This window comes from Pseudoalteromonas sp. SG43-5 (assembly GCF_014164345.1).
GTDB classification, from domain to species: domain Bacteria; phylum Pseudomonadota; class Gammaproteobacteria; order Enterobacterales; family Alteromonadaceae; genus Pseudoalteromonas; species Pseudoalteromonas distincta.
Window position 1 is genome coordinate 47,836 of sequence record NZ_JACJFA010000009.1, and the last position, 21,641, is coordinate 69,476.

Annotated in this window: 12 protein-coding genes and 1 pseudogene; 1 reads left to right on the top strand and 12 read right to left on the bottom strand. The window is 39.4% G+C overall.

Features of this window, described 5'->3' with window-relative positions:
• The first annotated feature begins 167 nt into the window (after positions 1-167).
• On the top strand, positions 168-1,484 hold the full coding sequence (locus tag H5161_RS11355; RefSeq protein WP_182769318.1) for a TrkH family potassium uptake protein: 1,317 nt from the start codon (positions 168-170) through the stop codon (positions 1,482-1,484).
• 132 nt (positions 1,485-1,616) lie between these two features.
• Here H5161_RS11355 and H5161_RS11360 read toward each other — a convergent pair whose 3' ends face one another.
• From H5161_RS11360 to H5161_RS11415, 12 genes and pseudogenes are all read right to left on the bottom strand, one after another.
• Positions 1,617-2,984: a sulfatase gene (locus H5161_RS11360; protein ID WP_182769319.1), complete on the bottom strand. Its 1,368-nt coding sequence runs from the start codon at positions 2,982-2,984 to the stop codon at positions 1,617-1,619.
• An 89-nt stretch (positions 2,985-3,073) separates the two neighbouring features.
• Positions 3,074-4,150: a class II fructose-bisphosphate aldolase gene (gene fbaA / locus H5161_RS11365; RefSeq protein WP_182769320.1), complete on the bottom strand. Its 1,077-nt coding sequence runs from the start codon at positions 4,148-4,150 to the stop codon at positions 3,074-3,076.
• Between the two features lie 115 nt (positions 4,151-4,265).
• Positions 4,266-5,981 (bottom strand): nucleoside transporter, encoded by a 1,716-nt coding sequence (locus H5161_RS11370; RefSeq protein WP_182675160.1) that lies wholly within the window; start codon positions 5,979-5,981, stop codon positions 4,266-4,268.
• Between the two features lie 148 nt (positions 5,982-6,129).
• Complete coding sequence (rhaI, locus tag H5161_RS11375) at positions 6,130-7,422, bottom strand: L-rhamnose catabolism isomerase (protein ID WP_182769321.1); 1,293 nt, start codon at positions 7,420-7,422, stop codon at positions 6,130-6,132.
• A gap of 82 nt (positions 7,423-7,504) precedes the next feature.
• Complete coding sequence (locus tag H5161_RS11380) at positions 7,505-9,697, bottom strand: bifunctional rhamnulose-1-phosphate aldolase/short-chain dehydrogenase (protein ID WP_182675156.1); 2,193 nt, start codon at positions 9,695-9,697, stop codon at positions 7,505-7,507.
• A 559-nt stretch (positions 9,698-10,256) separates the two neighbouring features.
• Positions 10,257-13,556 carry a type I restriction endonuclease subunit R gene (locus H5161_RS11385; protein WP_182769322.1) on the bottom strand — a complete coding sequence of 1,100 codons (3,300 nt, stop codon included), beginning with the start codon at positions 13,554-13,556 and terminating at the stop codon, positions 10,257-10,259.
• A gap of 48 nt (positions 13,557-13,604) precedes the next feature.
• On the bottom strand, positions 13,605-15,194 hold the full coding sequence (locus tag H5161_RS11390) for a restriction endonuclease subunit S (protein WP_182769323.1): 1,590 nt from the start codon (positions 15,192-15,194) through the stop codon (positions 13,605-13,607).
• A pseudogene (locus H5161_RS11395) lies at positions 15,184-16,227 on the bottom strand (N-6 DNA methylase); the annotation flags it as partial. The gene H5161_RS11390 and the pseudogene H5161_RS11395, both read right to left, overlap by 11 nt.
• 176 nt (positions 16,228-16,403) lie before the next feature.
• Complete coding sequence (locus tag H5161_RS11400) at positions 16,404-19,685, bottom strand: DEAD/DEAH box helicase (RefSeq protein WP_182769324.1); 3,282 nt, start codon at positions 19,683-19,685, stop codon at positions 16,404-16,406.
• Between the two features lie 215 nt (positions 19,686-19,900).
• Entirely contained in the window at positions 19,901-20,782 is an 882-nt protein-coding gene (locus tag H5161_RS11405; protein WP_182769325.1) for a hypothetical protein, read from the bottom strand.
• 166 nt (positions 20,783-20,948) lie between these two features.
• Positions 20,949-21,197, bottom strand: coding sequence for a hypothetical protein (locus tag H5161_RS11410; RefSeq protein WP_182769326.1), 249 nt, complete (start codon positions 21,195-21,197; stop codon positions 20,949-20,951).
• A gap of 38 nt (positions 21,198-21,235) precedes the next feature.
• A complete protein-coding gene (locus H5161_RS11415) occupies positions 21,236-21,640 on the bottom strand; it encodes a hypothetical protein (protein ID WP_182769327.1) in 405 nt (134 codons plus the stop codon).
• Position 21,641: the final 1 nt, after the last annotated feature.

The following is a 21,641-nucleotide window of genomic DNA, read 5'->3' on the forward strand; positions in this document are numbered from 1 at the left end:
ACGACAGTTTTAATACCGAACTTAATTTGGATACTGAACTACGTCATGGCGAGAGCCTTGTGCTATTGGGCTCTAAACATTATCTAACAAAGCTCACTAAACGGTTCAAAGCGCTATGATTAACTGGCAAGCTAATGTACTCCCTAAGCAATTTAATCACCGTTTAAATGGCTTTAAAAAAACAAATTAATCCTCCTTTAATCTTAACATGTGGGTTTATTGTACTCATTGTGTTGGGCACTGGTTTATTGTTGTTACCCGTTGCAAGTGTTCAGTCACTTAGTTTTATGCAGGCATTTTTTACTGCCTCTTCAGCGGTTACAGTAACAGGCTTGGTAGTGGTTGATACAGGAACGGTGCTGACTACATTTGGCCAAAGTGTGGTTATGGTACTTATTCAAATTGGCGGAATTGGTTTTATGACCCTCGCTGTTATTTCTTTCTTAACTATGGGAAAAAACTTGGGATTAAAGCAGCGCTTACTTGCAAGCCAAGCATTTGATACCAGCGATTTAAATGGCGTGATACACATAGCAAAGAGTGTGGTCTTATATTCTTTAATCATTGAATCTATTGCTTTTTTACTGCTATTCATCAATTGGATAGATAAATACAGTTTAACGCAGGCTGCGTACCAAAGCCTTTTTTATACTATTTCTGCATTTAATAATGCAGGCTTTGCACTTCATAGTAATAGCCTAGAGACCTTTAAGGGCGATGCAGCAACAAATTTTATCATTAGCGGTTTATTTATCGTAGGAGGGCTAGGGTTTACTGTTTTAATCGATATTTATCAACAGCGTCGTTGGTCTAAATTATCCACCAACACACGGCTGGTACTCATAGCAACGGCAATTATAAATAGCTGTGCATTTTTACTTATTTTTTTATTTGAATATTCAAACCCTGCTACGCTTGCCTATTTACCTTTTGATGACCAAGTATTGGCAGCATGGTTTCAGGCTGTGACACCACGTACAGCAGGATTCAACACCTTAGCTATTAGCGATCTCACCGCCGATTCCACATTACTTACGTTACTGTTAATGATAATAGGCGGTGGCTCAGTAAGTACAGCTAGCGGTATAAAAATAGGCACATTTATTATTTTACTGCTGGCCATGTATAGTTACTTACGCCACAAACCACAAGTCACCGTATTCAACAGACAGCTAAGTGATAGGCTTGTTATAAAAGCACTTAGCGTGTTAGTACTATACTTGTTCACTGCTTTTTTAAGCATCATGGTGATCAGTAAAATAGAGCAAGCTTCGCTTTTAGACATCACTTTTGAAACAATTTCAGCGCTCAGTACAGTCGGTTTATCTCGCGACTTCACGGGTAGTTTAAGTACACCAAGCCAAGTGGTTATTATTTTACTTATGTTGATAGGAAGAGTGGGACCACTTACTTTTGCATATTGTTTTACTAAGCCTAAATTACAGCCACTTAAATTTCCTGAAACATCGATTCAAATCGGATAAGGCATTGCGATTAAATAGATACTACCGACATCAATAAAAGCCTCATTGGAGGCTTTTATTGATGGCAAGTGCTTTGTGACTAAAAACTTACAGTAGATTTAACCATATTTGATGTCACAAATTTTGAGGAATCTATTGAATTACTTTACGTTTTTTTAATGGATACCATTGCTCGATTTTTTTCGCCAGCTTAGCAGCCACCTCAGGATATTGCGTAATTAAGTTATGTTGCTCATGCTCATCAGTCGCAAGATGAAACAACTGCGGACTCGTTAATGTGGTATGACGTTTACGATATTTATCAGTTTTTCCATCGTAGCTTAATATTAACTTCCAATCGCCATCAATAACCCACCTGTACATCAGTGAACCTTCAGGGTCATCTAAATCAGCAATATCATGTGCAAAACCCTCTCCAAAAATAGCTTCGCGATCAATAGGGGTTTCCGAGAGCATATTATCCATCAGATTCAAACCAGGCATATCTTTTGGAATAGGTACGCCTACCGCCCCAAGTAATGTAGGAACGATATCAATGCTACTTATTAAGTCATATCGTAATTGCGGCTTAAGCTTATCGGGCCATGAAAAGATAATAGGTGTTCGAACTCCTGCCTCACTGGGGCTTTGTTTTGAGCGTGGTAAAAAGCTGTTTAATCTATCAGGATTTGATATCCAGCCATTATCTGAGACGTAAACAATAATAGTATTATTTTTAACCCCTTTTTCTTCCAGGTGATTGAGTAGTGTTGCATTTGTTTCATCAAACCACTCTATCATTGCATAGTATTTTTTTACTGACTCGGGCAAGTCTAACGACTTGTATTTTTTATAAATCCTATCAACAGGATTATGAGGTGAGTGCGGCATGTAGGGTGCATACCATACCAAGAAAGGTTTTTTGTCTTTAACCGCTCTATCTATGAATGAGGTCACAGGCTCCATACCTTCACGGCCAATTTTAAGCCCATCATCACCATGACGACCGCCTTTTTTAGGAAAACCACGAGTCATCCCCTCATCAAAACCGCCTCGCTTATAACTTCCTTCCCACCATTTACCGGATTGAAAAGAGACATACCCTTTTGGTTTTAGAAGCTGAGGTAATGTATCAACATTGTCAATTTTAGAAATTAGCTTTTCACGTTGTGTATTATGCTCAGCGGATCCTTTTTTACCATACACATCGAAGGCAGGTGTGTTACCTGTGATACCAATGGTTGACGCGTAATATCCGGTGGCTATTGTAGCCAAAGAAGGTCTGCATAATGCAGTCGGTACATATCCAGCCTTAAATGTCAGACCATCCCGGGCTAATTTATCGAGTGTAGGCGTTTTGACAACAGGGTGTCCCATAAATCCATAATCATACCAAGCATGATCGTCTGATAGGATCAGCACAATATTAGGGGGGGATTCATCTGCGTAGGCAGGGCTTATAACAAACGACAAAAACAAAGTATAAAATAAGACTTTGAAATTACTTTTTATATTATCCATAATCAAGCTCTATATTGTGTTAAGTGGGATGAAGTTCAGTGTGTGGAAAAGCTTGAATATACCGAGGATACTCAAGCTCTTTTTTGCGCTCAGTATCTATTGATACAGTTGAGTTCTTTAAAAGTTAAACAAAGCCTTTTGGCCATAGATAGCTCTATTTGGCGCAGCCATACTCGAGGGTCATAGTATTTTTTATTTGGTGAATCAGGATCATTTGGAGAGCCAATCTGAGTTTGTAAATTATCGCTGTTGTTTTGGTAATACTTATGTACACCTTGCCAGCATGCCCATTGAGTATCGGTATCAATATTCATTTTTATGACGCCGTAACTGATGGCTTCTTTGATTTCTGCTGCTGTAGACCCTGAGCCACCATGAAAAACAAAGTTTAAGCTATTATGTTCAAGTTCATACTTATCTTGAACATATGCCTGTGAATTTTTAAGAATAAGAGGTGTTAATTTTACATTTCCTGGCTTATATACCCCGTGCACATTCCCAAACGACGCAGCAATCGTGAAGGCATCACTAACTTCGCTTAACTGCTCGTATGCATAAGCTACATCTTCAGGTTGTGTATATAGTAGCGAGCTATCAATACCAGAGTTATCAACGCCATCTTCTTCACCACCAGTGCAACCAAGCTCTATTTCAATACCCATATCGAGCTTAATCATTCGTGCTAAGTATTCTTTACACGTTGCGGTGTTCTCTTCTAGGCTCTCTTCTGATAAATCAAGCATGTGTGAACTAAACAACGGCTTTCCAGTGGCGTTATAATAAGACTCGCCTTCGTCTAATAGGCCATCAATCCACGGAAGTAGCTTTTTAGCAGCATGGTCGGTATGTAAAATAACTGGAACGCCATAAACCTTTGCCGCAGCATGTACGTAATGAGCAGCAGCAGTGGCCCCTGCAATTGATGCTTCATGCCCAGATATACCCGCCCCTTTACCTATGAAAAATGCTGAACCACTGTAAGAAAGTTGGATAATAATAGGAGAACTACATTCTTTTGCTGATTCAAGTGCTGCATTTATTGAGTTAGTGCTAACAACGTTAACTGCAGGGTATGCAAAGCTATTCTCTCTAGCATAGTCGAATAAGACCTTCATTTGGTTTGCATTAACAACACCTACAGGTATTAGGTCACGTAAATCAGTCATTAAAACTCCTATTTATTAACTATATAATTTATCTTTAGCCGTAAAAAAGCTACTCAGAACATAGTGTTATTACCTGAGTAGCTTAGTTATCCTTACGAAATCAAAATTGGTGGCTTTATTTAACAGCAGCCAAATCTTGTTCTATATGGTCTGTCGATTCTAGCGATTCACCTATTTTTGCTTTTTGTAAATATGCATAAGTCGCAGTTACAAAGTAAACAAGCGTAGGCAATAGTAGCCACGTTCTCACAAGCTCAATATCTTGTGTGAGATAAGAAACCAAGCCTAAGCTCGCACACACAATTAACGATAAGTAAGACACTACTGACGCTGTACGAATAATAAAGGGTAAAGATTCCTTTTGTTGTGACCCTTTATTACTTTCAAAATCCTTCAAATAGTCAGATTCAATCGCTTTACGTTGAGCTTCTGCTTTTTCTGCAATAGCTTGCTCTGAATATGTTTTCTTTGCTCCCATTGCATAAGCTAATCCGCAATACAATAACGTCGCGAAAATCCAAATAGGAATTAAGATGAAGAAAAGGTGTAAGGTACCAGATGTTTCAAGTAAGTAACTCACCGCTAGAGAACTTAACCACGTGATAATAGCAGCGTAATTTGTAGTATTACCCTTGTATTTTGACCAATAACGAGTGAAACCAATACGTGGGAAAAGCCAGTGCTCAGCTACAATAACCGCACCTACAGGAGCCATCATTAAACCCATGATCCCAACAAAGCCTAACAATTGAGAAAATACAAACGGGAAACACGCAATAATAGTGGTAACAATACCCACAACAACGGTCACTTTTGTGCGGCCCCATTTATGATTAACTGAACTAAACGCAAGGCCTGCACGATAAATGGTAGGGTTTGAGGTTGTCCAACCGGCAATGATAACAGCAATAATCCCGCAAGTTCCCAGTGCTTGAAACGCAACTGAACCAGGGTCTAACGCAACAATAGTTGTATTAAGTAAAATAGCTGCGCCTGCACCCATAATACCGGCACAAATCCACGCTAAATAGTGACCGATAAACATACCCAATGCCGAGAAATAACCATAGCGAGAATAACGGGCAAAACGTAATAGCGTCATATCTCCCATCCCACCGTGCATTGCTAAGTTAGCAACCCAAGCAAAAGCAGCTACATGCCAAAAGCCTATTCCACTATCTGTATCAACCCAAATTGATTGACTAGCAATATTTAAAAAGTCGGTAAAGCTACTAATTGAATTAACACCGTTGGTAGCTGATACAATTGTTGGCAAAAGTACTAAGGCGCCTACAATAAACATTAGAATCATCCAAGGAGCACAGATTTCAGCAAACGCAGCTAATTTTTCAAAACCTTTTACGGCCATAAAAACAACTACAGCACCTACGCCAAGTGCTACTAGCACAAACCTCAAATCTGTCGGATACCAATCTACTTGCGGTGGAATATCAAAAAGAACACGAACAGCTGATGCTGAAACTGTAATCATTGCACCAGCAAGCACACAAAATAATATGCCATTTATCACACTGTAGAGTTTTATAGTGCCCGGCCCTGCTATTTTTTCAAGGTAGGCGTAGAGAGTTAATCGCGTATCGGTGGCTATTGGCGCGGTGATCAAACCCCAAGTTAAAACGGCTAATAGGTTACCCAGTAGTAAACCTAATAATATATCACTGGCCCCTACCCCCCATGATACAAATAATGCACCTATTACAAATTCAGTTCCTGCTACGTGCTCACCAGCATAACTGCCCGCAAACGTATTGGCTGATTGTAATTTATTAGGGGAAACGGGTTGTGTTTCAAATTCTTCTGCTGTCGACATACTGCCTCCATTGCGCCAATTTTTGTTCTTATTATGACAAATGAATCGACGTTCTTTATTCTTATGTGTGTAAGTGTGTGTTAACCAATAAACATGCAGAGACGATTAAATACCTCTGCATGTTTATATTTTTTATTGAGGCGAGTTCTTAGACAATGCCAGAACCATTTCCGCCGCTTGATGGACGTTTAGATGCAACTGATGAACGATAGTTCGCTTTACGATAAGTCGCTATTGGGTCAATTGCACCACCTTTACGTAAACGAGCCATCGCTAAGATAGGGCTAACATCTGTATTAAATGCATTTTTCAGTGTGTTACTAGCCATCAATGCATCATTATCTTGCTGGTATTGCGATAACTTTTCACGATCAACTAACAAAGCTGATACAAAAGAGCGCTGAACACTTGCAGCAGAGTTCATTAAGCTTTCAATTGGATCGGTTACGTTATGTGATTGATCTAACATGTAGTTAGGGTTAAAGCCTTCTTGATTTCGATATTGCGCATCAACTAACTCATTAAAAATTAAGAACTGCTGATAAGGGTGTAAGCTGCCACTATCAAGATCATCATCACCATATTTACTATCATTAAAATGAAAACCACCCAATTTTTTAAATTGAATTAGGCGAGATACAATCATTTCAATATTCACGTTTGGTGCGTGGTGCCCTAAATCAACTAATGACTTAGCTTGAGGACCAAGCTCCATAGCCGCAAGGATATTACTGCCCCAGTCCTGAATTATGGTTGAGTAAAATGCAGGTTCGAACATTTTGTGCTCAATATGTAGTTCCCAATCACTTGGAAGACCAGCATAAATTGTTTTCATGCTTTCTAAATAACGCTCAAAAGCACTTTGAAAATGTTGTTGACCTGGATGGTTAGAGCCATCGCCAACCCAAACTGTTAATGTTTTAGAACCCAGCGCTTTGCCCCATTCAATACAATCAAGGTTGTGTGCAATTGCAAGGTCGCGTGATTCAGCACTTGTATTACTTAAAGAACCGTATTTAAAGCTATGCTCTTGGCCTGGTTGATCTTGGAATGTATTTGAGTTGATCGAATCCCAGCTTAGGTTTAACTCATCTGAGAATTGTTTTAACTCAGTAAAATCATCTACTTTATCCCAAGGGAAGTGAGGTGAAACACGCTCTGTACACTGAGATAAATCATTAATAACCGCGCTATCTTCTAATTTTTCCCAGATATTACGAGGCTCGCCTTCACCAGGAAAACGTGCAAAACGAGTACCACCGGTACCAGTACCCCAAGATGGCACTGCGATTTGGAAAGCCTGAGCTTTCTCTGTAATATCTTCGATATTAATATCATTACGCGCAAGTTTATTACCTAATGCTTGGTAATCTTCATTTAAGTCGCTTAATAGCTTAGCGTTTCCATCAGATATTAGTGATTTATCAATACGTTGTGTCATAACTTATTCCTAATTCTTATTTTGTGTATTTTATCAGTCTATAATTGAGCGCTTTTAAAAAAGCGCTCTAAAAAGTGCAGTTCTAGCGTAAGAAGGCTTCGTGCAGACCACCATCAACACTAATAATCTGACCAGTTGTTTTGCTCAACTGTCCTGACACCATTAAGTAAGCAGCTTCTGCTTGATCTTCTGGCGTGATAGGTTGTTTAGTGAGCGTTCTCTGAGCATAGAAATTAGCGAGTTTATCGCGAAGTTCATCATCAGAATCCGACTCTGTAAATTCAACTTTATATTTAGTTAAAGATGCTATTACACGGTCACGCGGGAACATAGTACTACCTTTAACAACTGTTGCAGGCGCTAAACCATTCACATTAACAAGTGGAGATAGTTCAACAGCTAATTCACGAACTAAGTGATTTGCCGCGGCTTTTGAGGTGTCATAGGCTAATGAGCCTTTCTTCGATACCGCAGCATTTACACTTGTAGTAAGAACAAGAGAGCCTTTAAGGCCTTGTGCTTTCCAGATTTCATTGGCCTCAGTACCTACTATATAACCACCTTTAACATTAACGGCAAAGCTAACATCAAATTGTTGATCATTCGTCATACCTGGTTGGCCAGGTGCTAAGAACACGCCTGCAGTTACTATTACTTTATCAATGCCACCATAAGCCAACGTGACTTCTTTGAACATTTTCTTAACGCTTTCGCGGTCAGTAATATCAACACCTTGAGCAATAGCTGGACCACAGCTTGAAATACCCGTACCGGCTACACCAATGCCTTGGCCATAAATAGCTGTCAATTCATCAGCTGTTTTTTGAGCAGCTTCTTCACGTAAGTCAGCGCATACAACATGGGCACCTTCTCTAGCTACTCTAAATGCTGTTTCTTTACCAATGCCATCACCAGCGCCAATTACAACTACTACATCACGTGCTAGTGGTGCTTCTTTTGGCATACGTTGTAACTTAGCTTCTTCTAAAGCCCAGTACTCAATATCAAATGCTTCTTGTTGAGGCAGTGCTGTGTACTCACTGATCGCTTCAGCACCACGCATAACCTCAATGGCACAATTGTAAAATTCAGTAGTAACCCGAGACTCACTCTTGTTTTTACCCCAGCCAATAATACCTACACCCGGTATTAAAATAACTGTCGGGCTTGGATCACGCATTGCAGGAGAGTCATCTCGTTTACAATTATTGTAATACTCAGCGTAATCTACACGGTACTGCTCTATACCTTCATTTAATTTTTCAACTAAGGTGTCAAAACCATCTTCTTGAGGATTGAAATCAACATAAAGAGGTTGAATTTTTGTACGTAAGAAGTGATCTGGACAAGAAGTACCAAGTTTTGCTAATCGAGGTGCATCAACACTATTTACAAAGCGAAGGGCTGTTTCATCAGTTTGCACTGTCGAGATAAACTTCACTTTATTTGATAAAAGACCACGTGCAACAGGCAAAAACTTAGCTAATAAATCGTTTCTGTCCTCTTCAGATAAGCTATTGTATTTCGCTCCACCGAAAGTCATCTCACCTTTATCATGCTCTTCAATATAACGAGCAGCAGTTTCTATTACCCATAACGATGTTTCATAACAGCTCTTACTTTCACTGTCCCAGTTAGTATGGCCGTGCTGGCCTAACAAGATACCTACACTATCAGGTTTCTCTGCATATGCTTCTTCACATACCTTAGCTGCTTCCCAACCTGGACGCATCCAAGGGACGTAAGCCATTTTTCCGCCCCAAATAACTTCTGTAAGCTCTTTCTGATCTTTACAAGAAGCAACTGCGATGACTGCATTTGGGTGTAAATGGTCAACATGCTTTTCATTAATCATTGAGTGTAATGGCGTGTCAATTGAAGAAGCTCGTGGGTTCAAACAGAAATTACAATGCTTGTACATGCCAATCATTGCATCTTCACCAGCTTGTTTATAACCTTTATCATCACGCGCTTGGTATGTAGCATCAAGTGCGTTTAATTTACCTTGATATAATGATGAAAAATTTTCTTTTTTAGCTGTTCGTAAGTCTCCGCCTGAGCCTTTAACCCACAGCACTTCGACTTCTTCACCGGTTAGTGGATCGGTTTCAATTAATTTTGCAGAAGTGTTACCACCACCTGTATTAGTAATGCGTTGGTCAGCGCCTAAAATATTCGAGCGGTAAACCAAACTATCAATTGGGGTTAACTCATCTGCAACAGAGTCATCCCAGCTATAATTTACGTGTTTATATTCGTCTAGTTTGCTTGGCATCTTCCGTTCAACTCCAGCTGTTAATTAGTTTTTAATAACTTTTAAATACATTGCACGTAATACTACAGACAGAACAAACACAGTCAAGCATTTTAAATCATTTTCAATCACCAAGTTATCAATAAGAGTCAGAACCCATCCTAGTTGTTTGAATGAAACTTTGTTTTTATGGTGGAATAAAACGAGATTTATTTTTTTAAGCGGCTATAAATATTAATAATTTTAAGTTTACTACTTAGAAAGTAGTCGCCCTTTACAAATACTAGGGTAGCATTTACATATAGCTATACAGTTTTGTCTTTACTTACAAAATCTATAAAGAGCTTTTACAAGATGGCGTGGATTGATTTTTTATAAAGGTAGGAATTTCAAAAATATCAGAAGCTTTTGGCTTAATAACAACTACGATAAAGCTTGGCTTACTTTGGGTGTTATTTTATATGTTGCTGACTTCTAAACTCTATTAAAGTGACTTAAATTTAAACTTCTTATAAAAGTATAACACCCTGATTTTATGATAAATAAACTCTTACCACTGAATAAAGATAGTTAATGCCGCCTATTTATTCGCTTTTACATTTTGCGCTTGTTCAAATATTTCTTTGTACACTTCATCGCGGCTGATTGGTGGGTATTTAAATTTAGCGAGTATTAAAATCAGCTCTACTTTAAGTGATGATTTAATATCGTCACGGTTATTCCAATCAACAAATTTTACCTTGTCGTCTACAATTACTTTTACCGCTTGGGCAAGCTCAATTAGCTTATCTTCGGGGTAGTCAAAGTCGTACTTAACCGCTAACATTTTTAGGGCGTCGTAAAAGCCTTTTTCTTCAATATCAATGCCTAGCTCGTCGCCGGCGTTCATTTCGTCGCGTACGCTGTAAATCATATCAACCATACTGTCAGAAAAGTCATCCAATACATTGCTTACCAATATATCGTCATCTTTTCGCTCGTTGTAGCGCTGTACCAGAGATTCAAAGCGTTTAGTAAAGTTGATACCTTGGGTTTGGTTTACTTTTTTAAGCTCGCCTATGGCTTTAGCTAGCATTTGTTGCAGTATTTTTATTTTGGTATTGGGGAGTTTTATTTTTTCTATTTTAGCAATGTAGTCGTCATTAAAAATGTCGATTTCGCCACCGTCTTCATTACCGAGTTTAAATACTTCTTCTACGCCGTCGCTTTGTAGGGCTTCGCTTATCATTTCACGCACTTTGGCGTTCATTTGCGCGGTATCGGGCGCTTCGCCTTTGGTTAGCTTGTAAATAATAGAGCGAATGGCAAGGTAAAAGTGAATGTGGTTACGCTCATTCTCGTTAATTTTTTCACTACCGCAACATACATCGTAAGCGGCTTTTAAACGTTTAACTAAATCCATAAAGCGCTTTTGGCGTTTTTCGGTTGTTAGCGCAAACTCAGCGGCGTGGTTTAAACAGTTTAGTTGGGCTACGGCTTCGCCGGTAAAGTATGGGCTGCTGTCAAATTTATGGAATAACTCGGCAAGTAGCGCTAAATGGTTTTTTACTTCAATAACCGAGGCGGTAATGTCTTCAAAGTTGGTTTCGTCAGTTTTTGAATACTGCGCTAACGCTTTATTCATTTCAGATTTAATACCAATGTAGTCAACCACTAGGCCTTTATCTTTGCCTTCAAACTGGCGGTTAACTCGCGAAATAGTTTGTATTAAGCTGTGCTTTTGCAATGGCTTATCTATGTACATGGTATCTAAAAATGGCACGTCAAAACCGGTTAGCCACATATCAACCACTATGGCTATTTTAAAGTTTGAATTTTTGTTTTTAAATTGCTTATCAAGCTCTTTACGCGCGTCTTTACTGCCAAGTAAATTATATAAGCGTTCAACGTCGTCTTTGCCACGCGTCATCACCATTTTTACTTTTTCAGAGGGGGCGGCAATACGGCCTTCGCTAATAGCGCGCTTTCGCTCGGTATCTGATAGTTTTTGCGCGTCATCAGTATCTACTACATCAAACCACTGTGGGCGTAGTTCTTCTAGCTCTTGATACAGCTGATAAGCAATACCACGCGAGCTGCACACAAACATCGCCTTTCCTGCGACCGTAGAGCACTCTTCAATACGTTTTTCGTAATGTTCAACAAAGTCCCTTGCTAATACACGTATGCGGTCAGGATCGCCTAGAATGCTATTCATGTTAGCGGTAGCTTTTTTACTGTCTTCTATTTGAAGTTCGTTACTGCCTGCATCGGCGCACTCTTTGTAATAAGCTTCAATCTCAGCCAGCTTGCTATTGTTTAAACACACCTTGGCGGCGCGGCCTTCGTATACAATGCGTACGGTTATTTCATCTTTAACCGACTCAGTCATGGTGTACGAGTCAACCACTTCACCAAATACATCTAAAGTCGCGTCTACTGGGGTGCCTGTAAAACCAACATAGGTGGCGTTTGGCAGTGAGTCGTGCAGGTATTTAGCAAAGCCAAAGGTCTTTTTTACACCTTTGTCGGTAATGGTAATTTTTTGATCAAGATTTACTTGGCTACGATGCGCCTCATCAGAAATACAAATAACGTTAGTGCGGTCGGTTAATAACTGGGTGTCTTCGGTAAATTTATGAATAGTCGTTAAAAATACACCACCACTGTTACGGCCTTCTAGTAACTCACGTAAGTGAGTCCGGCTGGTAACTGTTTTTACCGTATCATCGCCAATGTAGGTTTTAGCATTGCCAAATTGCTGCGAAAGCTGATCGTCTAAATCGGTTCGGTCGGTAATTAAAATAATGGTTGGGCTTTTAAGTTCAACGCTTTTCATCAATAGGCGTGTTAAAAATTGCATGGTGTAACTTTTACCGCAACCCGTTGCGCCAAAGTACGTACCACCTTTACCATCGCCTTGAGGCTTTAAGTGCCGTTTTATATTTTCGAACAGTTTATTAGCCGCATAATATTGGGGATAACGCGGCACAATTTTTATCTCTTTTTTGCCCGCGTTTTTATTATCAGAATCAGGGAAAAATACAAAGTTGCGCATTACATCGCGCAGGCGCGCTTTGTCAAACAAGCCCTGCAATAAGGTATGTAACGAGTTAATACCCTCTTGCGCTGTGAGTTCTTGCCCCGTTACTTTACCCCACGAGTAAAAAAACTGGTACGGCGCAAATAAGTTACCCATTTTATTGTTTACGCCATCGCTTATAACGCACAAGGTATTAAACACAAATAACTGCGGAATAGCGCGCCTGTACCGCACCGTTAACTGCTCATACGCTTCAAATATTGGGGCTTGCTCGCGTATTGCGCTTTTAAATTCAAACACCACCAATGGCAAGCCATTTACATATAAAATGCCATCGGGAATACGCAGTTCAATATTGTCGTAGCTTGTGGGGCTTTCTATTTCTAACTGGGTAACAAAGCGATAAATATTATCGTCTTGCAGGTAAGTCACACTGGCTTCATTCACATTATCCAAAGCAGCCATAGTACTGCCTGCTATTAGGCTACTTTTTAAACCTTGCTCAACGTTGTCGTAATCAAGCAGCTGAATATACAAATCTTTTTGCGCTGCACTGCCTGCTACTCTGCCACGCTCGCGGCTCAGTAAAAAGCCGTCACTTAGCCACTTACAAAAGGTTTTATTGCTCTCGTATAAATCACTGGCTGGCAGCTTTTCAAGCTTTGCAATAATTGAGTCAACTTCACCGGTGGTAATATTATTCTTAGCGTAACGCTTGGTTAAAAAAGCACGTAAGTCCTCTTTAATTAATACATCGCTATTATTGCGAGTAAGCTCACCGCCCAACAAATGCGGGTAGCCTTGCTCACCTAATAACTCAACCACCGCTTGTTCTAATTTGGCTTCAGTAAATTTCATCAAACATCCTTATTCTTGTTTTTGTGGCCTTTAAACGCTCAGCTAAGTTTAATCTACTATTTCTTCATCAGTGACTACATCGGGTATTTGTAGTTCGCCTGAGATGAGCTTGGGTAGTAAATAATCCCTAGTTTCAGTCAATGTATTAATTTCTTGGACACAAGCCGTAATGCGCTTGTAATACATTTTAGATATTTCTGTATAAGCTTCGACCGCTTTTTTTGATGGAATAACTAGCTGTATACCTTTAAATGTTTTCTTACTTATCTCCGCAAACGTTGTACCACCAGAAATACCTTTGATTTCATCCATCACAGAGTCTAGCCATTGGATGGTATATTCGGAACTTAATGTTTGAGCATCAGTAATTGCTATGTAACCTTGGTTGATCGCAACAGGTACTTTTGCCAACGCCAAATAACCGACAGGCGCTCTTGATGACATTAAAACAGTATCAATAGGTAATAAACCTGATGTTATTTTTTTCAATCCAGCAGAAGTTATTTTTCGGCTTGTATCAAGCATTATTTTTGTAGTGTTACCCGATAAGTCTTTAGGTGAGGTCCAGTGTATCTCCCCACCTTCCCAAAAATCTGGATTTTTTGTACTTGGTGTTGAACCACCTTTTACCGCAAACTCATCCTCTACTGAAGATGCACTCCAGCCCTTTGGTATCCAGCCTAGCTGTTCGTTGTGTTCGAACTCATTGGGGAAGTGGGCATGGGTGTTGGCGTGTTGCGCTAATATGTTAGGGTTGGCGTTAATGTTTGGTTTAACGGGTGTTTCAGCGGTTTTACCTAATACTTGCACTGCTGCTTGTGTTGCTTCTTTTGTTGGTAGCTGTATTTGTAACTCGTGAGCGAGCGCACTGAGTGATGCTTTGCATTGTGCCGCATTTTTTAAACTGTCCAGTGCCGCTAAGCGACGCTGCGCTTTTTGTTTTAACTCGTCAGGCAGACTAGTTTCAAGGTTTTCTAACTTAAAATCCACGCTGGCAAGGAGGTTGTCAAACACGGGATCAAAATCAACAAACCAACTTTTAAACAACGCCTGCGCCATTTGTTCTAAGGTTTGGTTGGTTTTCTGGTTAAGTTCAATTTTTTTATCCGCATTAACTAAAACATTAACTAATTGTCTTTGTTTTTCAATATCAAATGGTGCTTTAAATTTAAACTCTCCCAACTTTTTAACAGGCACTCGGGCTTGATTTGCACTTCCTTGCGCAACATTTATCACATAATTTATAAATAAGTCTGTTTTTAATACATAGTACAAAAAGTCTTTATCCATATTATCTTTTGGATTAATTGAACATGTATTTTGATTTTGAATTGCACCTGCGGCTAGCTGAGGAATCCGAACTACTTTGCCTACTACAGAAGACCAATTTGGTGGCCAAGACCCGACAGTCGCGACAACAATGTCTTCAACATCAAGAGTGTGAGAGATCCACTTCTGGGCATGTTCATGATCAACTTTCGTTAGTCCATTTACATCAACAGAGTTAGATGTAAAGTTTGATACTTTAACTAATGGAATAGCAATACTCGACTCACTAAAAAATTGCTGTTTAATGCCGGCTCCATTTCTAAGTATCGCTATTTCAGCAAGTTTGTATTCAATCCAATTACTCCCCATAACCCAGCGCCTCCAAGTTTTTACGGATGGCTTTATCAAGCTCATCGCTTTGGCTCATTTGGCTATAAAGCGTTTGGCTAAGTTCGCTCATTTTAGTCTCAAACGGAATGCCATCATCTGCAATGTCAGCAGCACCTACATAGCGCCCTGGAGTAAGTACGTAGTCGTTCGCTTTTATATCGGCAAGGGTGGCTGATTTACAGTAACCGGCAACATCTGCATATTCTTGCTCTGTATTTATGCTTAGCTCTTCGCCGCGCCAAATATGGTAGGTTTCGGTTATTTTAGCTATGTCGTCGTTAGTGAGCTCTTTTAAGGTACGGTTTACCATAGAGCCCATTTCGCGGGCGTCTATAAATAGGGTTTCGCCTTGGCGGTCGCGGCGTTTTAGTAAGCCTTTTTCGTTATTGCCGCGTTTATCTTTACTTATAAACCATAAACACACCGGAATTTGCGTGGTGTAAAACAACTGCCCTGGTAGGGCTATCATACAATCGACTAAATCGTTTTCGATTATTTTTTGGCGAATATCGCCCTCTCCACTGGTGTTAGAACTCATTGAGCCATTAGCCAGTACAAAGCCTGCGGTACCATGCTCGCTGAGCTTTGAGATCATATGCATGATCCACGCATAGTTAGCATTGCCGGTAGGCGGTGTTGGGTAACCTGCCCAACGGGCATCGTCAACTAGCTCGTTATCGGCGCGCCACTGTTTTTGGTTAAACGGTGGGTTTGCCATTATGTAATCGGCTTTTAGGTCGGGGTGTTGATCTTTAAAAAAGGTATCGCCTGCTATATCGCCTAAGTTACCCGAAATACCGCGCACGGCTAGGTTCATTTTAGCCAGTTTGTAGGTGGTGTTAGTGTACTCTTGCCCATAAATAGATATGTTTTTTTGGTTACCGTTGTGACTATTAATAAATTTAAGCGATTGCACAAACATACCGCCCGAGCCACAACATGGGTCGTAAATTTTGCCTTCGAATGGTTCAATCATATCGGCTATTAGGGTAACAATAGACTTAGGCGTGTAGATAATGTCTTTTTCAAGAAAAGGAAAACTGTTACCGCACAGTATTTACTGGCTTAGTAAGTGGTAACAGTTTTTTAAGAAATGGGCTGTGAATTTGCAGTGAAATGAAACGAGATGATTGAATCTTGTTACCGGAATCGATGCACATCTACAACGAAGAAATTGACTATCATCTATTAAGCCGAACCAAACACAGCTAAATCGGCGGTGGTTGTTTTTTTAATAAAAAGAGCTGTACTCCCTAACAGTTTTAGGCCCTCATCATTGACTTGAGCAATGCTTAACCCTGGTTGGACGATAGTAACATTAAACCTTGTCCGAGTGGTTCTTGAGCGTTCTTTAATTGCAGCTAGGTCCCTAATACTCCCTTTGAGAAAACGAGAATAACCTCTTTGACGCCATTTTTCTTCACGTCGTTTTATGTGGTGATATAAGTAGGACAAGTTTAGGTGCTTCCATCGAATACAACGTTGAGCTTGTCCACATACTTCGTACAAATCTTTTAACCTGGCGCCTGGTTCATCTGAGCCAGAATACTTACAGTGAATTAACGTCAAAAAAATACTGTTGTCTGAAATTTTTAACCCTATTAAGTCCGCCGATTCCCCCTTACCATCGTCATTAATAATGACATCGTAATCATCTTCAATTTCATTAAACCATCGCCATTGTATTGAATCCAGTTCTTTGTCGTAACCCATAGACTCTTTACGTATATCTGTTCCAGTCCAATCAATACCTACAATATCTTCCCTTTCAAATAGACCGATATCTTGGCTAACATGGACTATGTGCGCATTGTATGAAAATGAACCATCCGCATAGTGGATCATCACAGGGTCAACTTCCATGTACTCCACTAAAGCTATAGGTTCGTCTAGACCGCGTTGAATAAATATTTCAGGACCAGAAATCAGTTGGTAAGCATAACCTTTTGGTAAATCTTTAGCTGACAAACAAAGCTTGTATTCTGAGCTTGTATGGTCACAGGAGAATATAAGCCTTACACTTTGATCCTCAAAAATCCCATCAGTAGCCACTTCAACCAAGTATAGGTGGGCTGATATTTCTCCAAAGTAAAAAGTGATCTTATCTTCAAATGCAGTGAGTAAATGCTCTCCCCATTGAGCTGAAATTGGGTAAGAGTGATAAGGTTCAACCAAAGGTACGGGTCGTAAAAAATTACGTGTGAGATTGTTTGCATCTGGTTCTGAGCTAAATATTTTATCCCAAGCCTTTTTTACCCAATCACACCAATCCGTAATACCGCCACCCTTCTGAGGAGACCAAACTTTGCCTTTTTTCTGTGAACATCCCCAAATGACACGCTCTCCAGATTCATAGCCTAGAGCAGCTATATTGCTTAGATGAGATTGTGATTCTTCAATTCTTGTTAGACCTTCGGTTACGTTAGGTCCAAAATACTGAGTAAAGCTTATAGCTCCAATTTGGGAAGCCCCTAAATTTCTGGCAAGTGGATATTCTATACCATTGAAGACGTTGAATACTTTGTCACCACTGACTAATTCACACTGGTTATTACAAATAGCACTTGCTAATTTATCGACTCGAAAGGTTTTATAATCATTTGAAAATACAAATAACGCTGCTCTTTCCGAGTCCCAGTGAGCAATAAAGATTTTATAGTTTGTATCTTTCAGCTCTCGATAGTTACCCCAACGTACAGAAGTTGCCTGAATAGCTAGTACAACAAGTAAGTTTTCCTCTTCTCCGATTGCATGCCACGATTCCTCAAATTTAGGAAGGGCTTCTAAATATTGTTCGGGTTCCCACTGCTCGCAAGAAGTTTTAAATAGCATTGCAGTATAAGTAGGCTCTAAATTCCAAAGGGAGATTTGATCATGTAAATCTCCCTTGTTTTTCAGTGCATCGACCACCTCCTGCAAACGAACTTCTTTAGCAATTCGGTTTTCAGAAAGGCGTCTAAGTACAGTGTCCCAATCGGCCCCTATAGAATAAAGGTGCTGAAGTTCGCCTTCTACATTGGGATCTGCGACATTCATAACTACGCTGGCGTTACCTAATTTTTGTGCGTGATTGACTCGTGTAAAGCGACCTATGAATTGCAGAGTAACAGCTAAGCTTTTATGGTGGTCATGCAGAGCTGCAATTTTTAAATTAGGCAGATCGTAACCTTCACCTAGCATATCAACACAAATTACAATCCTAGATTTTCTAGAAAGAAGCATTCCAAGGCGCTCCCTTACTAAGGTTTTTGAAAAGGTCGAATGCACAACTACAGGATGAAACTCTGATGCTATTTCTTGGTAAATTTGCGCGAGTTCTTCCGCTCTAATTTTACTACTGGTCCGCGCCATGAGTAGATGGTCAAAATTATTATCAAGGTCAGATTTTAACTGCTCTATTGCTTTACCCGCGATTGCTCTATCCATCAAGTCGGCATAATATTCTTCTACCGCTAGTAAATTAACATTAGTGAAATATCCAGCCCTTTGAGCCTCTCCCATTGTGTAGTTGTATATAATTTTTCCACCAAGTGACTTTTTGTCATTTCTAAATGGTGTTGCAGTAAATTGAACCACACGTTTATCAGCAAACCTCTGTTTAATTGACTGCCATGAATTAGCTGAAATGTGATGCGCCTCATCAACAAAAAGATGAGAACAACTTCCACAGAGGGTATTGAGAGCAAGTTCAGAAGAGGCAGAGAGAACGCTGGTCGTTGCGATAATTACATTAGACTTTGCAGCAATATTGTAAACATCATCAATCAGGTGAAGTCCCTTTTTAATGACAGCTACTTTAGGAAGAGCAATATCACAACTAACCACCCCAAGCTCTGGTAAGTAACCTAACTCAATAAACTTCTCTGATATTTGATTTCGAAGTGAATCTGAAGGAACAATTACTAAAACTTTGTTACAACGCTGGTAAATCAATGTTGCTAGCATAGTTTCCGTTTTACCAGTACCAGTCGGTAGCACCACCGTGGCAGGCTCGATCGCCTGATCTGTAGAAAAATATCCAGACAATGCATGCAGCGCCCCCAACTGAGGTTTTCTTAAGCCAGTTAACCCTTTTTTGAAGTCCTCCTCTTTAAAAAGAAATTGCCCCTGCCATGAAGAGTTGATTTCATTTGGGTCAGTGGAAGAGTACGTATCGGGAAAATTCTCCCAGAGTAATTCGTTTTCTTCATCCCAATTTGCAAGTGTAAAAGTTTTTTTTGCTTTCAATGAAGTGAGGTCATTAGGACATTTCCCCCTAGAATTTGGATCTTTTAAAAAGATAACGTCTAAGGGGGGAGTTAATCCCGTCTCTAACTCGAAATATCCAGGGAATTCACTTTTTTTGACCGTTGCTTTTATTTTAGTTTGCCTAAAAAGCAATTTGTAAATTGAATTACCACCTATTTTTTCTGTTGGAGCGCTTCTCTTTGGTAAAGTTAATTTAATAGTGAGCATGTCAAACAAATCCATATGTTTCAGTTCCTTTAAGTATCGGCAAATGTACTTTAATTTATTAATATTCTATATATTAGTTTATTAGGTAACTGTCAAAAATCAGCGTTAAGAACTATGCAATAAACAGACTCTCGACTTACTCTTTGTATCAAAGTAATCCTTCGAAAGTCTGCTTATTAATTGCCTCTATTTTAAATTCTTAGTTCTGCAAAAAGTTACTGGCCACAATCCTATTCTAAGGCTTTAACATAGTTTTTAAGTGCTATTTTTTCAAAGCCAGGAAGTTCTAACTGTGTGTCAAAGTGCTCACCTGATGAATCAAGAATTGATACTGAGATAATTAATGGGGAAGATTTTCTAGTGTATTTTAGCCAACGGCGAATCGTCTTATCAACTGTACGTGAGTAGTCCAAATCTCTTCCAGAGAGAACTCGTTGTACAAAGTGACTACCAAATGATAATCCTATGGTCCTCAATGCAAATTCAATATTTCTATTGTTCTTTAGAAAATTTGCGTCTATCACAGCAGCATTAACACGCTTATGTGTGAGCTCCCAGGGGTCTCGATCACGCTCATCAATAGCGGGCCAATTATCACCACCTATTCGACAACTTTTTTTGTTTAAAATAAGGTAATTTAACCTTGGCGTATGGGTAACTAGTCTTCGAAGTTGGTTAGTACAAAACGCGGGGTATTCCTTTTTACTTTGCCTTTCAATACTAGATGCCTTTGCTTCGTAAAATGCAACTCCCGATATTGGCCTAGAATACTCTGAAAAACGCCTAGTTATAATAAAAGCAATATCGCCATGAAAGCTTTCTGCATGACCTGTTAGCTTATATGCTTCAAGATTAAACTTACTTTCAGACAACTCTCCCCCCAAGCCAGGGACCTTATAATTTAAGAGAATATCTCGTACACTTTCAATTATTTTGTAAGTAATTAAGTTTTCATTCCAATCTACATCTGGACACTCATTTACAATACTATCCACAGCTCTTTGTATTTGTTGCTCAATATCATAGGGAGTAGTCTTAGGATCGAAGTCCTTTCTAGTATCAAAACATTCGTCTACTTCCAAATCAAATTCAGAATAGTCAAATTTTGCCAATTACTGCTTTCCTTAACTTGGGTTTAAAAAATAAAAATCACTTTTATATTTAGCAAAGCTCTCGTTCGCAGGGATATCAAAAAGGCGAAATAAGTTTACTTGCAACATACGAGTTAATTTTGCTGTGAACCTCAAGGTCATTGGACCCCAATCAGAAAAAGTGGAGTCACCGCTTTTTATTAGATTGTGATAGTACTGATCCGGCAAGCTCTTTTGTATTTGAACTGTACTTATCACTTTGCAAAACCTTAGATGCAAAGTCTTCCATATCAGCTCCTGTTTGTTTGGCCGTCCCTTTCTGAGATAGCGCAGATCCCGCTAATTTTTTTGCAGTCTTAGATGCGCTTGGATCAGTCAGAACTTTTGCTGCTTTCGAAGCAACATCTTTTGATGTTTTTTTCGTGTTTTTGCTCATTATTAATATCCTACGATTATTTTGAAAAACCTAAACTGTTAGTTTATGTGCTTAAGCCTTTCTGCAAAATTATTTCGCTCAGCTAACACTTCAGCGTACATGTTATAAATTTGCTGAATATGTTCCCACAACGACTCATTCTTAACTTTGTACTCATCAGCTAATGCTTTGTGTTGACTGTTTAAAATTTTCAATGACTTAATTTCTTTCTTAAGCTTTTCATTTTCTGTGCCTAACGTAATCGACTCAGCTTTATGTTTCTGACGCTTTTGCGCAGTCTTAATATCTGGGATTTTCTCAGGGTTAAACTTGTAGATTGCAGAGTTTGAAACACCTAATCTTTTCGCTACTTGGCTAACATTAATTTTTTCGTTATTGGCTGCCATTTCCGACAAGGCCTTATCAATTTTGTCAGCCATTGTGATCTCAACTGATTCACTCATA